Below are 20430 nucleotides of genomic sequence, written 5' to 3'. Positions count from 1 at the left end.
ACTTGTGATGATATGGTTGTAGTTGATGTTATTTCCTTTAGCAATGTGTTTACAAAATAATTACAACCTGGTTCACATTGTTCGTTTGTTTGCCGGCACGAAAACGCAAAACGTCAGACGATTCGCATCCCTTTAGCTTCTCGCTTTTATTGCTATCCGGTACACTCCACTGTGTTATCTCATCAATACTGAAGGATTATCCTCATGTACCAGGATCTTATTCGTAACGAACTGAACGAAGCGGCGGAAACGCTGGCTAACTTTCTGAAAGATGATGCCAATATTCACGCTATTCAGCGCGCGGCGGTCCTGCTGGCCGACAGTTTCAAAGCCGGTGGCAAAGTGCTCTCCTGCGGTAACGGGGGGTCCCACTGCGACGCTATGCACTTCGCAGAAGAGCTGACCGGGCGTTATCGTGAAAACCGTCCGGGCTACCCGGCGATTGCGATCTCCGACGTGAGCCACATCTCCTGCGTGGGCAACGATTTCGGTTACGACTACATCTTCTCCCGCTACGTTGAAGCGGTTGGTCGTGAAGGTGACGTGCTGCTGGGTATCTCCACTTCGGGCAACTCTGGTAACGTGATCAAAGCGATTGCGGCGGCGCGTGAAAAAGGGATGAAAGTCATCACCCTGACGGGCAAAGATGGCGGTAAGATGGACGGTACCGCGGACGTTGAAATCCGTGTTCCGCACTTCGGTTATGCTGACCGCATTCAGGAAATTCACATCAAAGTGATCCACATCCTGATCCAGCTGATCGAAAAAGAGATGGTTAAGTAAGGCTTCGCTGGGGGGCACCGGTGCCCCCCGCAGTTGTGGAGTGGAGGTAATCTATGTGCGAACTGCTCGGGATGAGCGCCAATGTGCCAACCGATATCTGCTTTAGTTTCACCGGGCTGGTACAGCGCGGTGGGGGAACCGGGCCGCATAAAGACGGCTGGGGTATCACCTTCTACGAAGGCAAAGGGTGTCGCACGTTCAAGGATCCACAACCCAGCTTTAACTCACCGATTGCCAAACTGGTGCAGGATTACCCCATTAAATCCTGCTCGGTAATCGCCCATATTCGTCAGGCAAACCGCGGCGAAGTGGCGCTCGAAAACACCCATCCGTTTACCCGTGAGCTGTGGGGCCGTAACTGGACCTACGCGCATAACGGGCAACTTGCGGGCTATAAGTCGCTGGAGACCGGTAATTTTCGCCCGGTTGGCGAAACCGACAGCGAAAAAGCCTTTTGCTGGCTGCTGCATAAGCTAACCGAGCGTTATCCGCGCACCCCTGGCAACATGGCGGCGGTATTTAAATATATTGCGTCGCTGGCGTCTGAACTGCGCGAGAAGGGCGTGTTTAACATGCTGTTGTCTGACGGGCGCTATGTGATGGCGTTCTGCTCGACGAATCTTTTCTGGATCACCCGCCGTGCACCGTTTGGCGTGGCAAAACTGCTCGATCAGGATGTGGAAATTGATTTTCAGAAAGAGACCACACCAAATGATGTGGTCACTGTTATCGCCACGCAGCCGCTGACCGGCAACGAGACCTGGCAGAAGATTATGCCAGGCGAGTGGGTGTTATTTTGTCTCGGGGACCGTGTAATTTGATGCCAGCTGTGGGTGGACAACTTCGTGGCTCAGCGGTTTGCTGACCACATAACGGCCATCCACAACCGAGACGACAGGCGGCTTGTGCGTCTGCTCGAAATAGTCATAGCCCGGTTTTAGCTGTTTCCAGAAATCCGCGTAGTAAGAGTACTTGTGACGCGCCATGTTGGCATCGGTCATGCGGAACGGATAGATGCTGACCTGAACGTTTGGCTGACCAAAGACCAGTGCGCCCGTGACAAACTGGAAAATCTCATCAATGCCGGAATCGGTCATCGCGTAACAGCCGATGGACACACAGGCACCGTGGATCATCAGATACTTACCTTCGTAACCGTGCGCACGGTCAAAGGCATTCGGGAAGCCGATATTAATCGCTTTATAGAAACGGCTATCCGGTTTTAGCTGGTTACGCTGAACGTTGTAAAACCCTTCCGGGCTTTTGAAATCGCCCTGACGCTGTTTTGGCCCCAGCCCACCGGAATAGTTACAAATCTTGTAGCTGTCGAGCAGCTGATATGTCTCACCCATTTTCACAAACAGGTCGAGTGTGCGTTCTTCCTTGAAGATTTGAATATAAACGGGGGATCCCATTAGCTGCTGTTTATATTCTTTGCTCACAGGCGTGGTTGAACTGTTGCTGCTGAGCAGCCCGGCAAACGACACGCACGGAATCAGGAGCATCGCAATGAACAATGCGATTTTACGCATACTACAAGTTCCTTGATAAAACTAAGACCAACTTGCCAGAACGGCAAAAGAGACCCGAAATCAGATTAATCTGTTAGGAGCGCTCACATTAGCACCGCTATAGATTTTCGCAAGAGCGGAGCTGTTAGTTTACAAATTAGTTTTACTTTATAACCCATCAAAATCGCGCTGGCTCCAGGAACTTTGCGTATCAGTTCGCAATTTGACACCTGCAGCTGAGTTTTATCTGCCCGGAAAACGCCGGAAATGGTACACTTCACGCCCTCAGAATAGTTGTTCACGGAAACTTGCTAACCACATGTTTAAAATAAGAAAAGGACTTGACCTGCCCATCGCAGGCGTGCCCGAACAGCACGTTTCGGCAGGCGCAAGCGTTCGCCATGTTGCCATTCTGGGCGACGATTACGTGGGGATGCGCCCCTCAATGCTGGTCCAGCAGGACGATCGCGTCATTAAAGGGCAGGCGCTCTTCGAAGATAAAAAAAATCCCGGCGTGATGTTTACCGCCCCTGCCAGCGGCACCGTTGTGGCGATCAACCGTGGCGAACGCCGCGTGTTGCAGTCGGTGGTTATCCGCATTGAAGGGGAAGAACAGCGTGAGTTTGCCCATTATGAGGCCGCAGACCTCGCGGCGTTGAGCCGTGAAACCGTTCAGGCGCAACTGCTGGACGCCGGTTTGTGGACCGCATTTCGCACACGCCCTTTCAGCAAAACGCCTGTGCCTGGCACGGTTCCGGCCGCTATCTTCGTTACGGCAATTGACACCAACCCACTCAGTGCAGACCCGCAGCCGGTTATTCTGGCACAACGCCAGGCCTTTGATGCCGGGCTGACCGTTCTCACGCGGCTGACGCCCGGGAAAGTCCACGTGTGCCAGGCCAGTGCCGGTAAACTTGGCGGCCATCCGCAGGGACAGGTGACGTTCAATGAATTTGCAGGCCCGCATCCGGCGGGGTTGGCGGGAACGCATATTCACTTCCTTGAGCCGGTCAGCCTGACAAAACAGGTCTGGCACCTTAACTATCAGGACGTGATTGCCATCGGCAAACTCTTTACCACCGGTAAGCTCTGCACAGAGCGAGTGATCGCGATTGGCGGGCCGCAGGCGGCAAACCCGCGCCTGGTGACAACGCTGTTGGGTGCGGATATCAATGAACTGCTGGACGACGAAACCAAAGCGGGTGAAAACCGTCTGATTTCCGGTTCGGTACTCAGCGGCCGTCATGCCGTTGGGCCGCAGGCCTATCTGGGGCGCTTCCATCTGCAGGTGAGCATTGTGCTGGAAGGGCGTGAGAAAGAGCTCTTCGGCTGGGTACTGCCAGGTGCAGAAAAGTATTCCGTCACCCGCACCACGCTCGGCCACTTCCTGCGTCATAAGCTGTTCAACTTCTCCACCAGCACAAACGGCGGTGAGCGCGCCATGGTGCCGATTGGCAACTACGAGCGTGTTATGCCGCTTGATATTCTGCCCACCGTGCTGCTGCGCGATCTGCTTGCCGGGGACACCGACAGCGCCCAGGCGCTGGGTTGCCTGGAGCTGGACGAAGAAGATCTGGCGCTCTGTACCTATGTCTGTCCGGGAAAATACGAATATGGACCGGTATTGCGCGAGGTGTTAACCCGCATTGAGCAGGAAGGATAACCATGGGCTTAAAACACCTCTTTGAAAAAATAGAGCCGCATTTTACCGAGGGTAAACTGAAGAAGTACTACCCGCTGTATGAAGCGACGACGACCATTTTCTACACGCCAGGTCTGGTGACGAAAGGCGCGGCGCACGTTCGTGACGCCATCGACCTGAAGCGAATGATGATTCTGGTCTGGTTTGCCGTCTTCCCGGCAATGTTCTGGGGCATGTACAACGTGGGGCTGCAGACCATTCCGGCGCTGCATCATCTGTACGATGCTCAGCAACTGGCGCAGGTGCTCCAGTCTGACTGGCATTACCGTCTGGCACAGTCGCTTGGCGTGAGTTTTGCCCCAGACGCGGGCTGGATCAGCATGATGACGCTGGGGGCGGTGTTCTTCCTCCCGATCTACATCACGGTATTTATCGTGGGTGGATTCTGGGAAGTGCTGTTTGCCATTATTCGTAAACATGAGATCAACGAAGGCTTCTTTGTTACTTCCATTCTGTTTGCCCTGATTGTCCCGCCAACGTTACCGCTCTGGCAGGCCGCGCTGGGGATCAGCTTTGGTGTGGTCATCGCGAAAGAGATCTTCGGGGGAACCGGGCGTAACTTCCTCAACCCTGCGCTGGCAGGGCGTGCGTTCCTGTTCTTTGCCTATCCGGCGCAAATCTCCGGCGATCTGGTCTGGACCGCTGCGGACGGCTTCTCTGGGGCGACACCGCTTTCACAATGGGCGGCGCACGGCGGTGAAACGCTGGTGAACAATGCGACAGGCCAACCCGTGACCTGGTTTGATGCGTTTATGGGCAACATCCCGGGCTCCATTGGGGAGGTCTCCACGCTGATGATTTTGATTGGCGGGGCGATCATCCTGTTTGGTCGCGTGGCCTCCTGGCGGATTGTCGCCGGTGTCATGATCGGCATGGTGCTGACTGCCACACTGTTCAACCTTATCGGTTCCGCCACCAACCCGATGTTCTCCATGCCCTGGTACTGGCATCTGGTGCTGGGCGGTTTCGCCTTCGGCATGATGTTCATGGCCACCGATCCGGTTTCTGCTTCCTTTACTGACAGAGGGAAATGGAGCTATGGCGTGCTCATCGGGGTGATGTGTGTCCTGATTCGTGTGGTCAACCCGGCCTATCCGGAAGGGATGATGTTGGCCATTCTGTTTGCCAACCTGTTTGCACCACTGTTCGATTATCTGGTCGTGCGCGCCAACATTAAGCGGAGGAAGGCACGTGGCTGAAATCAAAAATAACGACAGCATCGGCAAAACGCTGCTGGTGGTGCTGGTCCTGTGTCTGGTCTGTTCCATTGTGGTGGCTGGTTCTGCCGTGGGGTTAAAGCCGCGACAGCAGGAGCAGCGCGCGCTGGATAAACAGCGCAACATCCTGGCCGTCGCCGGGCTGATGCAGGAAGGGATGAGTGCAGACGATGTGTCGGCCGTCTTTGCTGAGCGCATCACCGCGCGTCTGGTTGATTTAAAAACGGGTCAACTGCTGGATAAAGATCCGGCGAAATATAACCAGGCGCTGGCATTAAAAGACCCGAAGATGAGCATGACGCTGGAGGCATCTCAGGATCCGGCGGGCATTAAGCGTCGCAGCAATCTGGCTGAAATCTACCTCGTACGTGATGAGCAAAAACAGGTGCAGGAAGTGGTGCTGCCCATCTACGGCAACGGCCTGTGGTCAATGATGTACGCCTTCGTGGCGCTTGATACGGATGGCCGCACCGTGAAAGGCATCACCTACTATGACCAGGGTGAAACGCCGGGGCTCGGTGGAGAAGTGGAGAACCCTAACTGGCGCGCGCAGTTTGTCGGGAAGAAAGTGCTCGACGACAGCGGAGCGCCTGCGCTGAAGGTGATGAAAGGGTCTGCGCGTCCTGACGATGTCTATGCCGTTGACGGGCTATCCGGGGCCACGCTCACCTCCAAAGGGGTGCAGCACAGTTTTGATTTCTGGATGGGCGAACTCGGTTTTGGTCCTTTCCTGAAAAATGTACGTGAAGGAGCGCTGAACCATGGCTGATACGGGTGAACTGAAAGAAGTTAAAAAGGTGCTGATTGGCCCACTTTTAGCCAATAACCCGATAACGCTGCAGGTGCTGGGTGTGTGTTCAGCCCTGGCGGTGACCACCAAGCTGGAAACGGCGGTGGTGATGACGCTGGCAGTAACGCTGGTAACCGCGTTTTCCAGCATGTTTATCTCGATGATCCGCCACCATATCCCCAACAGCGTGAGGATCATCGTGCAGATGGCGATCATCGCCTCGCTGGTGATTGTGGTCGATCAGCTGCTGCGAGCCTTTGCCTATGAAATATCGAAACAGCTTTCGGTATTTGTGGGCCTGATTATCACCAACTGTATCGTGATGGGGCGTGCAGAAGGCTATGCCATGAAAATGCCCCCGCTGGCGAGCTTTATGGATGGCATCGGCAACGGCCTCGGCTACGGCGTGATCCTGCTGTCCGTAGGGTTCCTGCGTGAGTTGATTGGCAGCGGTAAGCTGTTTGGCATCACGGTGCTGGACACGGTACAGAACGGCGGCTGGTATCTGCCAAACGGCCTGTTCCTGCTGGCTCCAAGCGCATTTTTCATTATCGGTTTGCTGATCTGGCTGATTCGTACCCTGAAGCCAGAACAGCAGGAAAAGGAGTAACCGACAATGGCTCATTACCTGAGTTTATTTGTGCGCGCGGTGTTTGTTGAAAACATGGCGCTCGCGTTCTTCCTCGGCATGTGTACGTTCCTTGCCGTGTCCAAAAAGGTATCGACAGCATTTGGCCTGGGCATAGCGGTTACCGTGGTGCTTGGCCTGTCGGTGCCGATCAACAACCTGGTGTACAACTTTGTCCTGCGTGACAGCGCGCTGGTGGAGGGGGTGGATCTCAGCTTCCTGAACTTCATCACCTTTATCGGTGTGATTGCGGCGCTGGTGCAAATCCTTGAGATGATCCTTGATAAGTATTTCCCGTCACTCTACAACGCGCTGGGGATCTTCCTGCCGTTGATTGCGGTGAACTGCGCCATCTTCGGTGGCGTCTCGTTTATGGTTCAGCGTGATTACAACTTCAGCGAATCAATTGTGTATGGTTTCGGCTCCGGGATCGGCTGGATGCTGGCTATCGTCACCATGGCGGGGATCCGCGAAAAAATGAAATATGCCAACGTGCCTGCAGGCCTGCGTGGCTTAGGGATCACCTTTATCACCACCGGTCTCATGGCGCTGGGCTTTATGTCCTTCTCCGGTGTGCAGCTATAAGGGCTAACTGATGGAAATTATGCTTGGCGTGGCGATGTTCACGCTGATTGTACTGGTGCTGTCGGGGTTGATTCTGGTGGCGCGCGCGAAGCTGGTGAATTCCGGCGATGTCATTATCGATATCAACGATGAACCGCAAAACCAGATCCGCACACCAGCCGGCGATAAACTGCTGAATACGCTTGCCGGCAACGGCATCTTCGTCTCTTCGGCCTGCGGCGGCGGTGGCTCCTGCGGGCAGTGCCGCGTAAAGGTGAAAGAGGGCGGTGGCGATATTCTGCCCACTGAGCTGTCGCACATCACCAAGCGTGAGGCGAAAGAGGGCTGCCGTCTGGCCTGCCAGGTCGCGGTGCGCCAGAACATGAAAATTGAACTGCCGGAGGAGATTTTCGGCGTTAAAAAATGGGAATGCGAAGTTATCTCCAACGATAACAAAGCCACGTTTATCAAAGAGCTTAAACTGCGGGTGCCTGAAGGAGAGAGCGTTCCGTTCCGGGCGGGGGGCTATATCCAGATTGAATGTCCGGAGCACACCGTAGCCTACGCTGACTTCGATGTGCCTGACGAATACCGTGCCGACTGGGATAAATTCAACCTCTTCCGCTTTGTCTCTGAGGTTAAAGAGCCCGCGCTTCGTGCTTACTCCATGGCGAACTACCCGGAAGAGAAGGGTATCATCATGCTTAACGTGCGTATCGCCACGCCGCCGCCAGCGGTACCGCATGCGCCGCCGGGCGTCATGTCATCGTATATCTGGTCATTAAAACCGGGCGACAAGGTGACCATCTCCGGCCCGTTTGGCGAGTTCTTTGCGAAAGAGACCGATGCCGAAATGGTATTTATCGGCGGTGGTGCAGGTATGGCGCCGATGCGTTCGCACATTTTCGACCAACTCAAGCGGCTTGGCAGTCAGCGTAAAATCAGCTTCTGGTACGGGGCGCGTTCGCTGCGTGAGATGTTCTATGATGATGAGTTCGAACAGCTGGCGCGTGAAAACCCTAACTTCACCTTCCATGTGGCGCTCTCCGATCCGCAGCCGGAAGATAACTGGACCGGCCATACGGGCTTTATCCACAACGTGCTGTATGAAAACTACCTCAAACAGCATCCTGCGCCGGAAGACTGCGAGTTTTATATGTGTGGTCCGCCAGTGATGAACGCCGCCGTGATCAAAATGCTTAAAGATCTGGGCGTGGAAGATGAGAACATCCTGCTGGATGATTTTGGAGGCTGATGATGCTGACGTTTCTGGCAACCTTCGCGGTCTTTGTACTGGTCATATTCGGCATGTCGTTAGGCTGGATCATCAAGCGCAAAAGCATTCAGGGCAGCTGCGGTGGGATCTCGTCCATTGGCATGGAAAAGGTCTGCGACTGCCCGGAACCGTGCGATGCCCGTAAAAAAAGGATGGCGCGGGAGCAGCAGCGCCGAATTTTGTAAATCGCGACGTAACGATAACAGCAGGCCGCATTATTGCGGCCTGCTGGCTTATTTAGCCCACGCTTTTGCGTCGGCGGGCGAGTCGACCATCACCGCATCCGCCTGCAGCGCCTCTGCCTTTTTATAATCTTCGGCGGTGTTCACGCCCAGCAAGATAACGTGACTGTTGCCCTGCGAGCGGAAACAGTCCATGGATTCTTTATCCCAGGTGAGGGTTGAGCGGGACACCCCTTCACCAAGGGTAAATTTCTCAACCACGTCAACGGTTCTGTTCAGCTCTAGCGCGTACCAGTACTCCTGCATCGTCTGCTCTGGTGGCAGGCACTGGTGGCTCAGCGATACCGTTACCAGCCTGGAGCGCGTTTCACTGCGGGTAACAAAGCGTGGGATTGCTGCCGGAAGCGAGGCAAGATAACGGTCCTCAGTAGAATAAACCCTCACCCGCCCCAGTCTCTGGGTCTCATTAAGCACCGCAAGAAGCGCTTTTCCCATCGTGGCCGGATCGGCGTCAGGTGATTTGATATCAATATAAAACCGGGTTTGTGGCCAGGTTTCCAGCACGCTTTTCAGGGTGGGGATCGTCACCCCTTTGCCACGCCACGGATGGGTTTCACCGCCCCAGCTCCATCCAGCGTCAACTGCCGATAACTCCGCAAGCGTGTAGTCCGAGATTTTGCCTGTTTTGTTCGTCAGCGCTTTTAAATCAGAAGGACGATACAGGACCGGAACGCCATCTTTACTGAGCTGCACGGTTATCCAGACTGCCTGAGCCTGATTCTCTAAGGCCAGTTTGATCGCTTGTACTGTGTTTTCTGGCGCATCGGCTGTTCCGCCCCGGTGGGCAACGATCTGTGGGCCAGCGAAGCTCGTTCCCGTCACGAGCAGCAGAGAGAGCGCGAGTATTTTCCTCATGAATTTATATCCTTATTCACATAAAAAATTAATATATACAAAAAGTTACGTGTTGTTTTTTGTATCATATTTTTATGACAAATAAGAGAAGGTAAATCTGCTGTCGCATTTTTTAGACTTTGATATACTGTATATAAATACATGTGTGGTGGTCGTAATGCGCAAAATAATCCATGTCGATATGGACTGTTTTTTTGCCGCAGTGGAGATGCGTGACAACCCGGCGCTGCGGGATATTCCTATTGCCATTGGCGGTAGCCGTGTCCAGCGCGGTGTAATCAGCACCGCCAACTATCCTGCGCGCAAATTTGGCGTGCGCAGCGCCATGCCTACCGCCATGGCGCTTAAGCTTTGTCCTCATCTCACGCTTTTACCCGGTCGCTTTGAGGCGTACAAAGAAGCGTCCCTGCATATCCGCGAAATCTTCTCTCGCTACACCTCACTGATTGAACCTCTGTCGCTGGACGAAGCTTATCTTGATGTCACCGACAGCGTGCACTGTCACGGCTCCGCGACGCTGATGGCGCAGGAGATCCGCCGGACTATCTTCCAGGAACTCAATCTGACCGCGTCGGCAGGTGTCGCACCGGTGAAATTCCTCGCCAAAATAGCGTCCGATCTCAACAAGCCCGACGGCCAGTACGTTATCACCCCGGAAGAGGTCCCGGCGTTTTTAAAAACGCTGCCGCTCGGCAAAATCCCGGGCGTAGGCAAAGTCTCTGCGGCAAAGCTGGAAAGCATGGGGTTGCGAACCTGCGAAGATGTACAGCGCAGCGATTTAGCCATGCTGCTTAAACGCTTCGGAAAATTTGGCCGCGTGCTGTGGGAGCGCAGTCAGGGGATAGACGAGCGCAGTGTCAGCAGCGAGCGGCTGCGAAAGTCGGTCGGGGTTGAACGCACACTGATTGAAGATATTCATGACTGGTCTGAATGCGAAACCATCATTACGGAGCAGCTCTATCCTGAGCTGGAACGGCGCTTAATCAAGGTCAAACCGGACCTGCTGATTGCCCGTCAGGGCGTGAAGCTTAAGTTCAATGATTTTCAGCAGACGACTCAGGAGCATGTCTGGCCGCGCCTGAATAAAGAGGATCTCATCGCGACGGCGAAAAAGGCCTGGGATGAACGTCGGGGCGGGCGAGGGGTCAGGCTGGTGGGGTTACACGTTACCTTGCTGGATCCGCAGCTGGAACGACAGCTGGTATTGGGATTGTAAAAAGGCCAGTGGCGCGACGTTGTTCACCCTCTCCCTTTGGGAGAGGGCTGGGGTGAGGGTGTTACTTAGCAGGAATCGCTTTCAGCAGTTCAGTCAGCAGGGTCCAGTAATGGCCCACGCTTTCAATGTGAACCTGCTCATCCGGTGAGTGCGGCCCGGTAATGGTTGGCCCAATGGAGACCATATCCATGTTCGGGTACGGCTTCTTGAACAGACCACATTCCAGACCCGCGTGGATCACCTGAATGTTTGGGGTGCTGTTGAACAGACGCTGGTATGTTTCACGCACCAGTGCCATCACCGGAGAGCTTGCGTCCGGCTGCCAGCCTGGGTAGCTGCCTTTGGCAGAGGTTTTCGCTCCGGCCAGCGTGCCCAGAGATTCCAGCATGCTCACTACGTACTCTTTACCGGTGTCGATAAGCGATCGGATCAGGCAGATGATCTCTGCGCTGTCGTCGCCCATGGTGACCACGCCCACGTTCAGAGAGGTTTCAACCACCCCTTTCGCGACGTCTGAGTTGCGGATCACGCCGTTTGGCGTCGCGTTCAACAGCTGAATAAAGGTGTCACGAGACAGGGTGGTCAGCGCGGCTTTATCCGTGGACACAGACTCCAGCACTACGGTCAGGTTCTTCTCTTTCGCGGACAGTTCGTTTTTCAGGATATCCAGATAGACGCTGGAGAGCTTTTTCAGCTCGTCCGCTTTGGCAGCTGGAACGGCTACCGTCGCGAACGCTTCACGTGGGATTGCGTTGCGCAGCGTACCGCCGTTGAAATCGACCAGACGCAGGTCCAGCTCAGCCGCGTGGCCCGCCAGGAAGCGTGCCAGCAGTTTGTTGGCGTTGCCCAGGCCTAAGTGAATATCACCGCCGGAGTGGCCGCCTTTCAGCCCTTTCAGCGTCAGCTTGAAGGTCTGGAAGCCAGCAGGCACCGCTTCACGGGAGAGCGGCAGGGTAGAGATAAAATCAATCCCGCCCGCGCAGCCCATGTAGATCTCGCCTTCTTCTTCGGAGTCGGTGTTGATTAGAATATCCGCCTGCAGCCAGTTCGCCTGCAGACCAAACGCACCGTCCATGCCCGCTTCTTCGGTCATGGTCAGCAGCACTTCCAGTGGACCGTGCTGAACGCTGTCGTCCGCCAGTACCGCCAGCGCAGAGGCCATACCGATACCGTTATCTGCACCCAGCGTGGTACCGCGCGCTTTCACCCAGTCGCCGTCGATGTACGGCTGGATCGGGTCTTTCGTGAAGTCGTGAACGGTGTCGTTGTTTTTTTGTGGCACCATGTCCAGGTGCGCTTGCAGCACAACCGGTTTACGGTTTTCCATGCCTGCGGTCGCCGGTTTGCGGATCAGAATGTTGCCAACCTGATCGCGTTCAGCGTGCAGACCTTTTTCCTTCGCCCAACCCATAATATGTTCGGCAAGCTGTTCTTCATGGTAAGACGGGTGTGGAATGGAGCAGATTTTGGCAAAAATATCCCACAGCGGCTGGGGAGATAATTGAGACAGTTCAGACACGATAAGTCTCCTTGTCGATGCCCTGCAAAGCGAGTTGCAGGTCACAGGGTTAGCAGGTTAATAGTTACCACAAGTCAGGCTTGCGAGATGCAACTGAGAATACCACTTTCTCCGATGGCTGGTAGCATAAAGCATGTAAAAACTCAGGCAGAGGGCGCTAAACACTGGTTTTTAGTGCGTCAGATCTCTATAATCTCGCGCAACCTATTTCCCCCTCGAACACTTTTTAAGCCGTATAAAAACAGGCTGGGACACTTCACATGAGCGAAAAATACGTCGTCACCTGGGACATGTTGCAGATCCACGCACGCAAACTGGCCGCGCGTCTGATGCCTTCTGAACAGTGGAAAGGCATTATTGCCGTTAGCCGTGGCGGTCTGGTACCGGGGGCGCTGCTGGCGCGTGAGCTGGGTATTCGTCATGTCGATACCGTCTGCATCTCCAGCTATGACCACGACAACCAGCGTGAGCTGAAAGTGCTGAAACGCGCGGAAGGAGACGGTGAAGGTTTCATCGTTATTGATGACCTGGTGGATACCGGCGGTACCGCGGTGGCTATCCGCGAAATGTACCCAAAAGCACACTTCGTCACCATCTTTGCGAAACCGGCGGGCCGCCCACTGGTGGATGATTACGTGATTGATATCCCACAGGATACCTGGATTGAACAGCCATGGGACATGGGCGTGGTCTTCGTACCGCCTATTTCCGGCCGTTAATTTCCGTACGTAACTTTACACGCCCGGCTATGCCGGGCGTTGTTCTTTTTATCCTGCCACGCGTTACAATGGACACTATATGACGTATCCATGGAGGCAACGCAATGACGCAGGCGAATCTCACCGAGACACTCTTCAAACCCCGTTTCAAGCACCCTGAAACCTCGACGCTGGTGCGTCGCTTCAATCCGGGGAACCAGCCTGCCGTCCAGTCTGCATTAGACGGTAAAAACGTGCCTCACTGGTATCGCATGATTAACCGCCTGATGTGGATCTGGCGCGGTATCGATCCGCGTGAAATCCTTGATGTGCAGGCGCGTATCGTCATGAGTGAAGCCGAACGTACCGACAGCGAACTCTACGATACGGTGGTGGGTTACCGCGGCGGCAACTGGATCTACGAATGGTCGAAACAGGCGATGCTCTGGCAGCAAAAAGCCAGCCAGGAAGAGGACGCCACCCTCAGCGGCAAGCACTGGCTGCACGCAGCCAACCTTTACGCCATTGCCGCCTATCCGCACTTAAAAGGGGATGAGCTGGCGGAGCAGGCGCAGGCGCTGGCAAACCGTGCCTATGAAGAGGCTGCCCAACGCTTGCCGGGCCGGATGCGCGAGCTTGAGTTCACCATCCCCGGCGGCGCGCCCGTGACTGGGTTCCTGCATATGCCTGAAGGCGACGGCCCGTTTCCGACCGTGCTGATGTGCGGTGGGCTGGATTCGCTGCAAATCGACTATTACAGCCTGTATGAGCGTTACTTCGCCCCAAAAGGGATCGCGATGCTGACGCTTGATATGCCCTCTATCGGTTTTTCCTCTAAATGGAAACTGACGCAGGATTCCAGTCTTCTGCACCAGCATGCGCTAAAAGCGCTGGAAAACATTCCCTGGGTCGACCACACCCGCGTCGCGGCGTTTGGTTTCCGCTTTGGGGCGAACGTGGCCGTGCGTCTGGCCTATCTTGAGGCGTCACGCCTGAAGGCCGTAGCCTGTCTTGGGCCGGTGGTTCACGCTCTGCTCAGCGATCCTGCCCGTCAGGGCAGCGTGCCGGAAATGTACCTCGACGTGCTGGCCAGCCGCCTTGGCATGCATGATGCTTCAGACGAAGCGCTGCGCGTGGAACTCAATCGCTATTCGTTAAAAACGCAGGGCCTGCTGGGACGCCGGTGTCCAACGCCGATGCTGTCCGGCTTCTGGAAAAACGATCCGTTTAGCCCGGAAGAGGAGTCACGCTTAATCACATCGTCATCTGCGGATGGCAAATTGCTGGAAGTTCCCTTCAGCCCGGTGTATCAGAATTTTGACAAAGCATTAAAAGAGATTACGCGTTGGATCGCCCAGAGATTGTGTTAAGAGATTGCTAAATTTTGATGGTTTGGTAAAACAGTGGCTTCACAAAAGGAGATCGTAATGACGTTACCGAGTGGACACCCGAAAAGTAGATTGATTAAGAAGTTCATGGCTCTTGGCCCGTATATTCGAGAAGAGCAGTGTGAAGAGAATCGCTTTTTTTTCGACTGCCTGGCTGTATGCGTCAACGTGAAGCCTGCACCCGAAAAACGTGAATTCTGGGGCTGGTGGATGGAAATGGAAGCAGAAGAGAAACGTTTTACCTATAGCTACCAGTTTGGCCTGTTTAATAAAGACGGCAACTGGCAGGCCACCACCATCAAAGATCAGGAAGTGATTGACCGCCTGGAATATACCCTGAAAGAGTTCCACGACAAGGCGCGCGATTTACTGGCCACGCTGGACCTGAAGCTTGAGCCTGCCGATGATTTTTCCAGTGAAAAGGCGAAATTGACGGCGTAAAGACGAAATAATGCCGGGTGATGATCCCGTAGGCCCGGTAAGCGCAGCGCCACCGGGCACAAAAAAACCGGCTTAATGCCGGTTTTTTTATTACTGCCGACTCAGAACTGGTAGGTCATACCCAGGGCAACGATATCATCGCTGCTCACGCCCAGTTTGTTATCGTCATCAATCTGGTTGATTTTATAATCAACAAACGCGGACATATTTTTGTTGAAATAATAGGTCGCGCCGACGTCGATATATTTCACCAGATCTTCATCGCCAATACCTTCGATATCCTTGCCTTTAGACTGGACATAACCCAGGGATGGACGCAGACCGAAATCGAACTGATATTGTGCGACCACTTCAAAGTTCTGCGCTTTATTGGCAAAGCCGCCAGAAATTGGGGTCATATTGCGGGTTTCGGAGTACATCGCCGCAAGGTAGATATCGTTCGCATCATATTTCAGACCGGTTGCCCAGGCTTCGGCTTTTTTGCCTTCGCCGCGGGTCAGCAGGTTCTGCGCGTTGGTACGGTCAGAGTTAGTGTACGCGCCGCTTACCGCGAAATCGCTGCCGCCAAAGTCATAGGTCAGAGACGTACCAAAACCGTCACCGTTCTGTTTTTTGACGTCGCGGTTTTCGTTTTTACCCTGGTATTGCAGGGTCATATCCAGACCATCAACCGCGCCGAAGAAGTCGGTGTTACGGTAAGTGGCCAGACCGCTTGCACGCTTGGTCATGAAGTTATCGGTCTGCGCGGAAGAGTCGCCGCCAAACTCAGGGAACATATCGGTCCACGCTTCCACGTCATACAACGCGCCCAGGTTACGACCGTAATCCAGAGAACCAAAGTCTTTCAGCTTCAGACCGGCGAATGCCAGACGTGTTTTCTGAGTGGAATCGCTCTCTGCTTTGTTGCCCGCAAATTCCGCTTCCCAACGGCCATAGCCCGTCAGCTGATCGTTAATCTGAGTTTCACCTTTAAAACCGAAACGCACGTATGTCTGGTCACCATCTTTTGAATCGTCATCACTGATGTAGTGCATTGCTTTAACTTTGCCGTACACGTCCAGTTTGTTGCCGTTTTTATTATAAACTTCGGCAGCGTGAACAGATGCGGAAGCCACAACGCCCATAACCATTAATGCCAGAGTGCTCTTTTTCATTTTCGATCCTGTCTTATAAACGCGCTTAAAAATTCGCTGGACGATAAGCTCATGCTTAAGTCCCGTGAAAAAACAGAAAGGGTTTTAACGTTACGGAATGAAACTTTTATGACAAAGTAAGATTAATTTTAAAAAACTGTGATTTATTATTTCGGTAATAAAATTGTCAAAGTCCGCCGCTACGCTTCCTGATCCCGCGCAACAAAGTGTTTCGCGATGTGCTGTGGCAGTTGGCAACGGGCCTGACACCTGTTAAAACGTTCGTTCGACATCACTTTCCCTTATCGTTGAACGGCAGAGAATCATGAGTGACAGCCAGACGCTGGTGGTAAAACTCGGCACCAGTGTTTTAACAGGCGGATCGCGCCGCCTAAATCGCGCCCACATTGTTGAGCTTGTACGTCAGTGCGCTCAGCTGCATGCCGCAGGGCATCGTATTGTTATTGTGACCTCCGGGGCGATTGCCGCCGGGCGTGAACATCTGGGTTACCCCGAACTCCCCGCGACGATCGCCTCTAAACAGCTGCTGGCCGCCGTGGGACAAAGCCGACTCATTCAACTCTGGGAACAGTTGTTCTCAATCTATGGCATTCACGTCGGGCAGATGCTGCTGACGCGCGCGGATATGGAAGACAGAGAACGCTTCCTGAACGCCCGCGATACGCTGCGCGCGCTGCTGGACAACAATATCGTCCCGGTGATTAACGAAAACGACGCCGTGGCTACCGCTGAAATCAAAGTGGGTGACAACGATAACCTCTCTGCGCTGGCGGCGATCCTGGCCGGTGCCGACAAGCTCTTGCTCCTGACCGATCAGCAGGGGCTGTTTACCGCAGACCCGCGCTCCAACCCGGAAGCTAAACTGATTACCGATGTACACGGCATTGACGATGCGCTGCGCGCCATCGCCGGCGACAGCGTCTCTGGCCTGGGAACGGGCGGCATGGGCACTAAACTGCAGGCGGCGGATGTGGCCTGCCGCGCCGGTATCGACACCATCATTGCGGCGGGCAGCCGTCCTGGCGTCATTGGCGACGTGATGGAAGGCATTTCCGTCGGCACGCGCTTCCACGCCCAGGAATCCCCGCTGGAAAACCGCAAACGCTGGATTTTCGGCGCGCCGCCGGCAGGTGAACTGACCGTGGATGAAGGGGCGACCGCCGCGATTCTGGAAAGAGGGAGTTCATTGCTTCCTAAAGGAATTAAAAACGTGACAGGCAACTTCTCCCGTGGTGAAGTGATCCGTATCCGTAACCTTGAAGGTCGCGACATCGCTCACGGCGTAAGTCGCTACAACAGCGATGCCCTGCGCCGTATTGCGGGTCACCACTCGCAGCAGATCGACGCCATTCTGGGCTACGAGTATGGCCCGGTTGCCGTGCATCGTGACGACATGATTATTCGTTAAGGAGCCAGAAAATGCTGGAACAAATGGGTGCCGCCGCCAAGGCCGCCTCTTACAAACTGGCGCTCCTTTCCAGCCGCGAGAAAAACCGCGTGCTGGAAAAAATCGCTGATTATCTGGAATCGCAGTCGCAGGAAATCCTCCTCGCCAACGAACAGGATCTGCTGGAAGCGCGCCGCAATGGTCTGAGCGAAGCGATGCTCGACCGTCTGGCGTTGACCCCGGCACGCCTGAAAGGCATCGCCGACGATGTCCGTCAGGTTTGTAATCTGGCCGACCCGGTCGGGCAGGTGATTGACGGCGGATTGCTCGACAGCGGTTTACGTCTGGAGCGCCGTCGCGTGCCGCTCGGCGTTATCGGCGTGATTTATGAAGCCCGCCCGAACGTGACGGTGGATGTCGCTTCCCTGTGCCTGAAGACCGGTAACGCCGCTATTCTGCGCGGCGGGAAAGAGACCTGGCGCACCAACGCCGCGACGGTGAAGGTCATCCAGCAGGCGCTGCAGGAGTGCGGCTTACCGGCAGGTGCCGTGCAGGCCATCGAAAGCCCGGACCGTGCGCTGGTGAACGAGATGCTGCGCATGGACAAATACATCGACATGCTGATCCCACGCGGTGGCGCGGGCCTGCACAAGCTGTGCCGCGAGCAGTCGACGATCCCGGTGATCACCGGCGGTATCGGCGTGTGCCATATCGTGGTGGACGAGAGCGCCGAAATTGCACCGGCGCTGAAGATTATTGTGAATGCCAAAACCCAGCGTCCAAGCACCTGTAATACCGTTGAAACGCTGCTGGTGCATCAGGGTATCGCGAACACCTTCCTGCCAGCCCTGAGCAAGCAGATGGCCGAGAGTGGCGTCACGATGCATGCGGACGAGAAGGCGCTGGCGCTGCTGAAAGACGGCCCGGCGACGGTGGTGCCGGTAAACGCGGAGCAGTATGACGACGAGTTCCTGTCTTTGGATCTGAACGTGAAGATCGTGGCCGATCTCGACGACGCTATAGCACACATCCGTGAGCATGGTACTCAGCACTCTGACGCCATCCTGACGCGCACGCTGCGCAATGCCGACCGCTTTATAAACGAAGTGGATTCTTCTGCCGTGTACGTGAACGCATCAACCCGCTTCACCGACGGTGGACAGTTTGGTCTGGGCGCGGAAGTGGCCGTCAGCACGCAGAAACTGCACGCGCGTGGTCCGATGGGCCTGGAAGCGTTGACCACCTACAAGTGGATCGGCATCGGCGACGATACGATTCGTGCGTAAATAATCACGGGTGATGCAAAAATAGCCGTTTGATTCAAAAGGGCATTGACGCATCACCCGGATAGATCTAACCTTTTGCCCCGTGGTTACGCTCGTAACCGGCCTCTCAGGGCCGATATAGCTCAGTTGGTAGAGCAGCGCATTCGTAATGCGAAGGTCGTAGGTTCGACTCCTATTATCGGCACCATTTCAAACTCTTCTCAAGTCTACCGAAATCAACTTAAAGCCCGTATAATGCGGTTTCTAGCCCGTATCTTATCTCCTGTTATCAACTGGACTCAACCGGAATCAAGTTACAGTTGGGGGCATAAGTGGGGGCATTCTGTGTTCGGTCCAGGGAGATGCCCCCAATGAAGCTAAATGCACGGCAGGTAGACGCCGCTAAACCCAGAGAGAAGGCCTACAAGCTGGCAGATGGTGCTGGCTTGTATCTTGAGGTTGTTCCCTCTGGTTCCAGATATTGGCGGATGAAGTATCGCTTCAATGGAAAAGAGAAGCGTATGGCTTTTGGTGTCTATCCAGCAGTGTCCCTTGCACAAGCGAGGGCACTACGAGATGAAGCCAAGAAAAAACTGGCCGAGGGTATCGATCCATCGTTTGCTAAGAAAGAAGAAAAGTTGGTTCGCGATGTCCAGCTCAATAATACGTTTCAGGCAGTGGCGCTTGAATGGCACGGAACGAAGGTGAGCCGATGGTCAGAAGGGTATGCTTCTGACATTATCGAAGCCTTCAATAAAGATATTTTCCCCTATATCGGCCAGCAGCCGGTGAATGATATCAAACCTTTGGTTCTGCTGAATGTGCTACGTCGAATGGAAAACCGTGGCGCGACAGAGAAGGCCAAGAAGGTTCGCCAGCGCTGCAGCGAAGTTTTTCGTTACGCCATCGTCACCGGTCGTGCGGAATACAATCCTGCAGCGGATCTAACCAGCGCGATGTCAGGGCATGAATCGAAGCATTATCCCTTCCTTACTGTTGAGGAGTTACCAGACTTCTTTAAAGCTCTCGCAGGCTATACAGGAAGCCCGTTAGTTGTTCTTGCAGCACGTCTGCTGATTCTTACGGGAGTACGCACCGGTGAGCTCCGAGGTGCTTTCTGGAGTGAGTTTGATCTTGAAAAAGCGGTGTGGGAAATTCCTGCCGAACGAATGAAAATGAAGCGGCCCCATCTTGTGCCTCTCTCTACCCAAGCGCTGGAAATCGTACAGCAACTCAAAGTTATGTCAGGGCAATATCCGCTGGTGTTCCCAGGGCGTAATGATCCCCGCAAGTCGATGAGCGAAGCGAGTATTAATCAGGTATTCAAACGGATTGGGTATACGGGGAAGGTAACGGGGCATGGTTTCCGTCACACGATGAGTACGATTTTGCACGAGGAAGGGTTCAATACGGCATGGATCGAAACCCAGCTTGCGCATGTTGATAAGAACGCGATTCGAGGGACGTATAACCATGCGTTGTATCTAGAAGGGCGAAGGGAGATGATGCAGTGGTATGCAGATTTCATCGGTCAAGTAGGCAAATTCCAGCTAACCCCTAGCTTATGCAGCTATTAGCTTGATTGCTTGATAGAGTGGTAAGGGGCAAGTAGAGCCTCTTCTCATCGAAGAGGCTGAACCAACGTGAGTTTATTTTTTGCCTTCGAAGTTAATGCTTTACGCAAATTTTTTGTTGTACCGTAGGATGTGAAGATCTGCGGAGGTTAGAGATGAAAATCATGCTATGTTAGTCACTGAGGAGTGAGTCAAAATGTTATAACTTTTTCAAAGAGGC

The 20430-nt window shown here is 54.3% G+C and carries 20 protein-coding genes and 1 tRNA gene; 17 read left to right on the top strand and 4 right to left on the bottom strand.

What is annotated here, in order from left to right; all coding sequences use genetic code 11:
* The first annotated feature begins 204 nt into the window (after nucleotides 1-204).
* Entirely contained in the window at nucleotides 205-783 is a 579-nt protein-coding gene (gene lpcA / locus ACOTX3_RS15055) for a D-sedoheptulose 7-phosphate isomerase (protein WP_013095727.1), read from the top strand.
* 53 nt (nucleotides 784-836) lie between these two features.
* On the top strand, nucleotides 837-1604 hold the full coding sequence (locus ACOTX3_RS15050) for a class II glutamine amidotransferase (RefSeq protein ID WP_058678572.1): 768 nt from the start codon (nucleotides 837-839) through the stop codon (nucleotides 1602-1604).
* On the opposite strand, the gene dpaA is transcribed toward ACOTX3_RS15050, so the two are convergent.
* Nucleotides 1575-2315 (bottom strand): peptidoglycan meso-diaminopimelic acid protein amidase, encoded by a 741-nt coding sequence (dpaA, locus tag ACOTX3_RS15045; RefSeq protein WP_013095729.1) that lies wholly within the window; start codon nucleotides 2313-2315, stop codon nucleotides 1575-1577. The genes ACOTX3_RS15050 and dpaA overlap by 30 nt on opposite strands.
* 298 nt (nucleotides 2316-2613) lie before the next feature.
* On the opposite strand from dpaA, the gene ACOTX3_RS15040 reads away from it, so the two are divergent.
* From ACOTX3_RS15040 to nqrM, 7 genes are read left to right on the top strand one after another with little or no spacing between them, the layout of a single operon-like run.
* A complete protein-coding gene (locus tag ACOTX3_RS15040) occupies nucleotides 2614-3957 on the top strand; it encodes a Na(+)-translocating NADH-quinone reductase subunit A (protein ID WP_058678570.1) in 1344 nt (447 codons plus the stop codon).
* Between the two features lie 2 nt (nucleotides 3958-3959).
* Nucleotides 3960-5195: an NADH:ubiquinone reductase (Na(+)-transporting) subunit B gene (locus ACOTX3_RS15035; protein WP_020686314.1), complete on the top strand. Its 1236-nt coding sequence runs from the start codon at nucleotides 3960-3962 to the stop codon at nucleotides 5193-5195.
* Nucleotides 5188-5982, top strand: a complete 795-nt coding sequence (locus ACOTX3_RS15030; protein ID WP_058678569.1) for a Na(+)-translocating NADH-quinone reductase subunit C — start codon at nucleotides 5188-5190, stop codon at nucleotides 5980-5982. The genes ACOTX3_RS15035 and ACOTX3_RS15030 overlap by 8 nt, the downstream gene beginning before the upstream one ends.
* On the top strand, nucleotides 5975-6613 hold the full coding sequence (locus ACOTX3_RS15025; protein WP_013095733.1) for an NADH:ubiquinone reductase (Na(+)-transporting) subunit D: 639 nt from the start codon (nucleotides 5975-5977) through the stop codon (nucleotides 6611-6613). The genes ACOTX3_RS15030 and ACOTX3_RS15025 overlap by 8 nt, the downstream gene beginning before the upstream one ends.
* A 6-nt stretch (nucleotides 6614-6619) precedes the next feature.
* Complete coding sequence (gene nqrE / locus ACOTX3_RS15020) at nucleotides 6620-7216, top strand: NADH:ubiquinone reductase (Na(+)-transporting) subunit E (RefSeq protein WP_013095734.1); 597 nt, start codon at nucleotides 6620-6622, stop codon at nucleotides 7214-7216.
* A 10-nt stretch (nucleotides 7217-7226) separates the two neighbouring features.
* Nucleotides 7227-8450, top strand: coding sequence for an NADH:ubiquinone reductase (Na(+)-transporting) subunit F (gene nqrF / locus ACOTX3_RS15015; RefSeq protein ID WP_014830784.1), 1224 nt, complete (start codon nucleotides 7227-7229; stop codon nucleotides 8448-8450).
* Entirely contained in the window at nucleotides 8450-8656 is a 207-nt protein-coding gene (nqrM, locus tag ACOTX3_RS15010; RefSeq protein ID WP_020686315.1) for a (Na+)-NQR maturation NqrM, read from the top strand. The genes nqrF and nqrM overlap by 1 nt, the downstream gene beginning before the upstream one ends.
* A gap of 48 nt (nucleotides 8657-8704) precedes the next feature.
* Here nqrM and ACOTX3_RS15005 read toward each other — a convergent pair whose 3' ends face one another.
* On the bottom strand, nucleotides 8705-9568 hold the full coding sequence (locus tag ACOTX3_RS15005; RefSeq protein WP_058678568.1) for a glycerophosphodiester phosphodiesterase family protein: 864 nt from the start codon (nucleotides 9566-9568) through the stop codon (nucleotides 8705-8707).
* Between the two features lie 157 nt (nucleotides 9569-9725).
* Here ACOTX3_RS15005 and dinB point away from each other — a divergent pair, with 157 nt between their 5' ends.
* Nucleotides 9726-10784 carry a DNA polymerase IV gene (dinB, locus tag ACOTX3_RS15000; RefSeq protein WP_013095738.1) on the top strand — a complete coding sequence of 353 codons (1059 nt, stop codon included), beginning with the start codon at nucleotides 9726-9728 and terminating at the stop codon, nucleotides 10782-10784.
* A gap of 61 nt (nucleotides 10785-10845) precedes the next feature.
* On the opposite strand, the gene pepD is transcribed toward dinB, so the two are convergent.
* On the bottom strand, nucleotides 10846-12303 hold the full coding sequence (pepD, locus tag ACOTX3_RS14995) for a cytosol nonspecific dipeptidase (RefSeq protein ID WP_058678567.1): 1458 nt from the start codon (nucleotides 12301-12303) through the stop codon (nucleotides 10846-10848).
* 260 nt (nucleotides 12304-12563) lie between these two features.
* On the opposite strand from pepD, the gene gpt reads away from it, so the two are divergent.
* From gpt to crl, 3 genes are all read left to right on the top strand, one after another.
* Nucleotides 12564-13022 carry a xanthine phosphoribosyltransferase gene (gene gpt / locus ACOTX3_RS14990; RefSeq protein ID WP_003863205.1) on the top strand — a complete coding sequence of 153 codons (459 nt, stop codon included), beginning with the start codon at nucleotides 12564-12566 and terminating at the stop codon, nucleotides 13020-13022.
* A 104-nt stretch (nucleotides 13023-13126) separates the two neighbouring features.
* Nucleotides 13127-14371: an esterase FrsA gene (gene frsA / locus ACOTX3_RS14985; RefSeq protein ID WP_023620942.1), complete on the top strand. Its 1245-nt coding sequence runs from the start codon at nucleotides 13127-13129 to the stop codon at nucleotides 14369-14371.
* Nucleotides 14372-14428: 57 nt separating this feature from the next.
* The gene (crl, locus tag ACOTX3_RS14980) at nucleotides 14429-14830 is read left to right on the top strand and encodes a sigma factor-binding protein Crl (RefSeq protein WP_023620943.1); all 402 of its coding nucleotides are present in this window, start codon (nucleotides 14429-14431) and stop codon (nucleotides 14828-14830) included.
* A gap of 101 nt (nucleotides 14831-14931) precedes the next feature.
* Here crl and phoE read toward each other — a convergent pair whose 3' ends face one another.
* Entirely contained in the window at nucleotides 14932-15984 is a 1053-nt protein-coding gene (phoE, locus tag ACOTX3_RS14975; protein ID WP_013095744.1) for a phosphoporin PhoE, read from the bottom strand.
* 304 nt (nucleotides 15985-16288) lie between these two features.
* Here phoE and proB point away from each other — a divergent pair, with 304 nt between their 5' ends.
* The 4 genes from proB (at nucleotide 16289) to ACOTX3_RS14955 (ending at nucleotide 20213) form a co-directional block, all read left to right on the top strand.
* The gene (proB, locus tag ACOTX3_RS14970) at nucleotides 16289-17392 is read left to right on the top strand and encodes a glutamate 5-kinase (RefSeq protein ID WP_058678566.1); all 1104 of its coding nucleotides are present in this window, start codon (nucleotides 16289-16291) and stop codon (nucleotides 17390-17392) included.
* An 11-nt stretch (nucleotides 17393-17403) separates the two neighbouring features.
* The gene (proA, locus tag ACOTX3_RS14965) at nucleotides 17404-18657 is read left to right on the top strand and encodes a glutamate-5-semialdehyde dehydrogenase (protein ID WP_045901775.1); all 1254 of its coding nucleotides are present in this window, start codon (nucleotides 17404-17406) and stop codon (nucleotides 18655-18657) included.
* Nucleotides 18658-18768: 111 nt separating this feature from the next.
* Nucleotides 18769-18844 (top strand) — tRNA-Thr (locus ACOTX3_RS14960).
* 163 nt (nucleotides 18845-19007) lie between these two features.
* Nucleotides 19008-20213 carry a tyrosine-type recombinase/integrase gene (locus tag ACOTX3_RS14955; protein ID WP_023303126.1) on the top strand — a complete coding sequence of 402 codons (1206 nt, stop codon included), beginning with the start codon at nucleotides 19008-19010 and terminating at the stop codon, nucleotides 20211-20213.
* Nucleotides 20214-20430 lie beyond the last annotated feature (217 nt).

The sequence above is a fragment of the Enterobacter cloacae complex sp. IR5384 genome (assembly GCF_049237265.1).
Lineage (GTDB): Bacteria > Pseudomonadota > Gammaproteobacteria > Enterobacterales > Enterobacteriaceae > Enterobacter > Enterobacter cloacae.
This window is presented reverse-complemented; position numbering and strand designations above follow the sequence as displayed.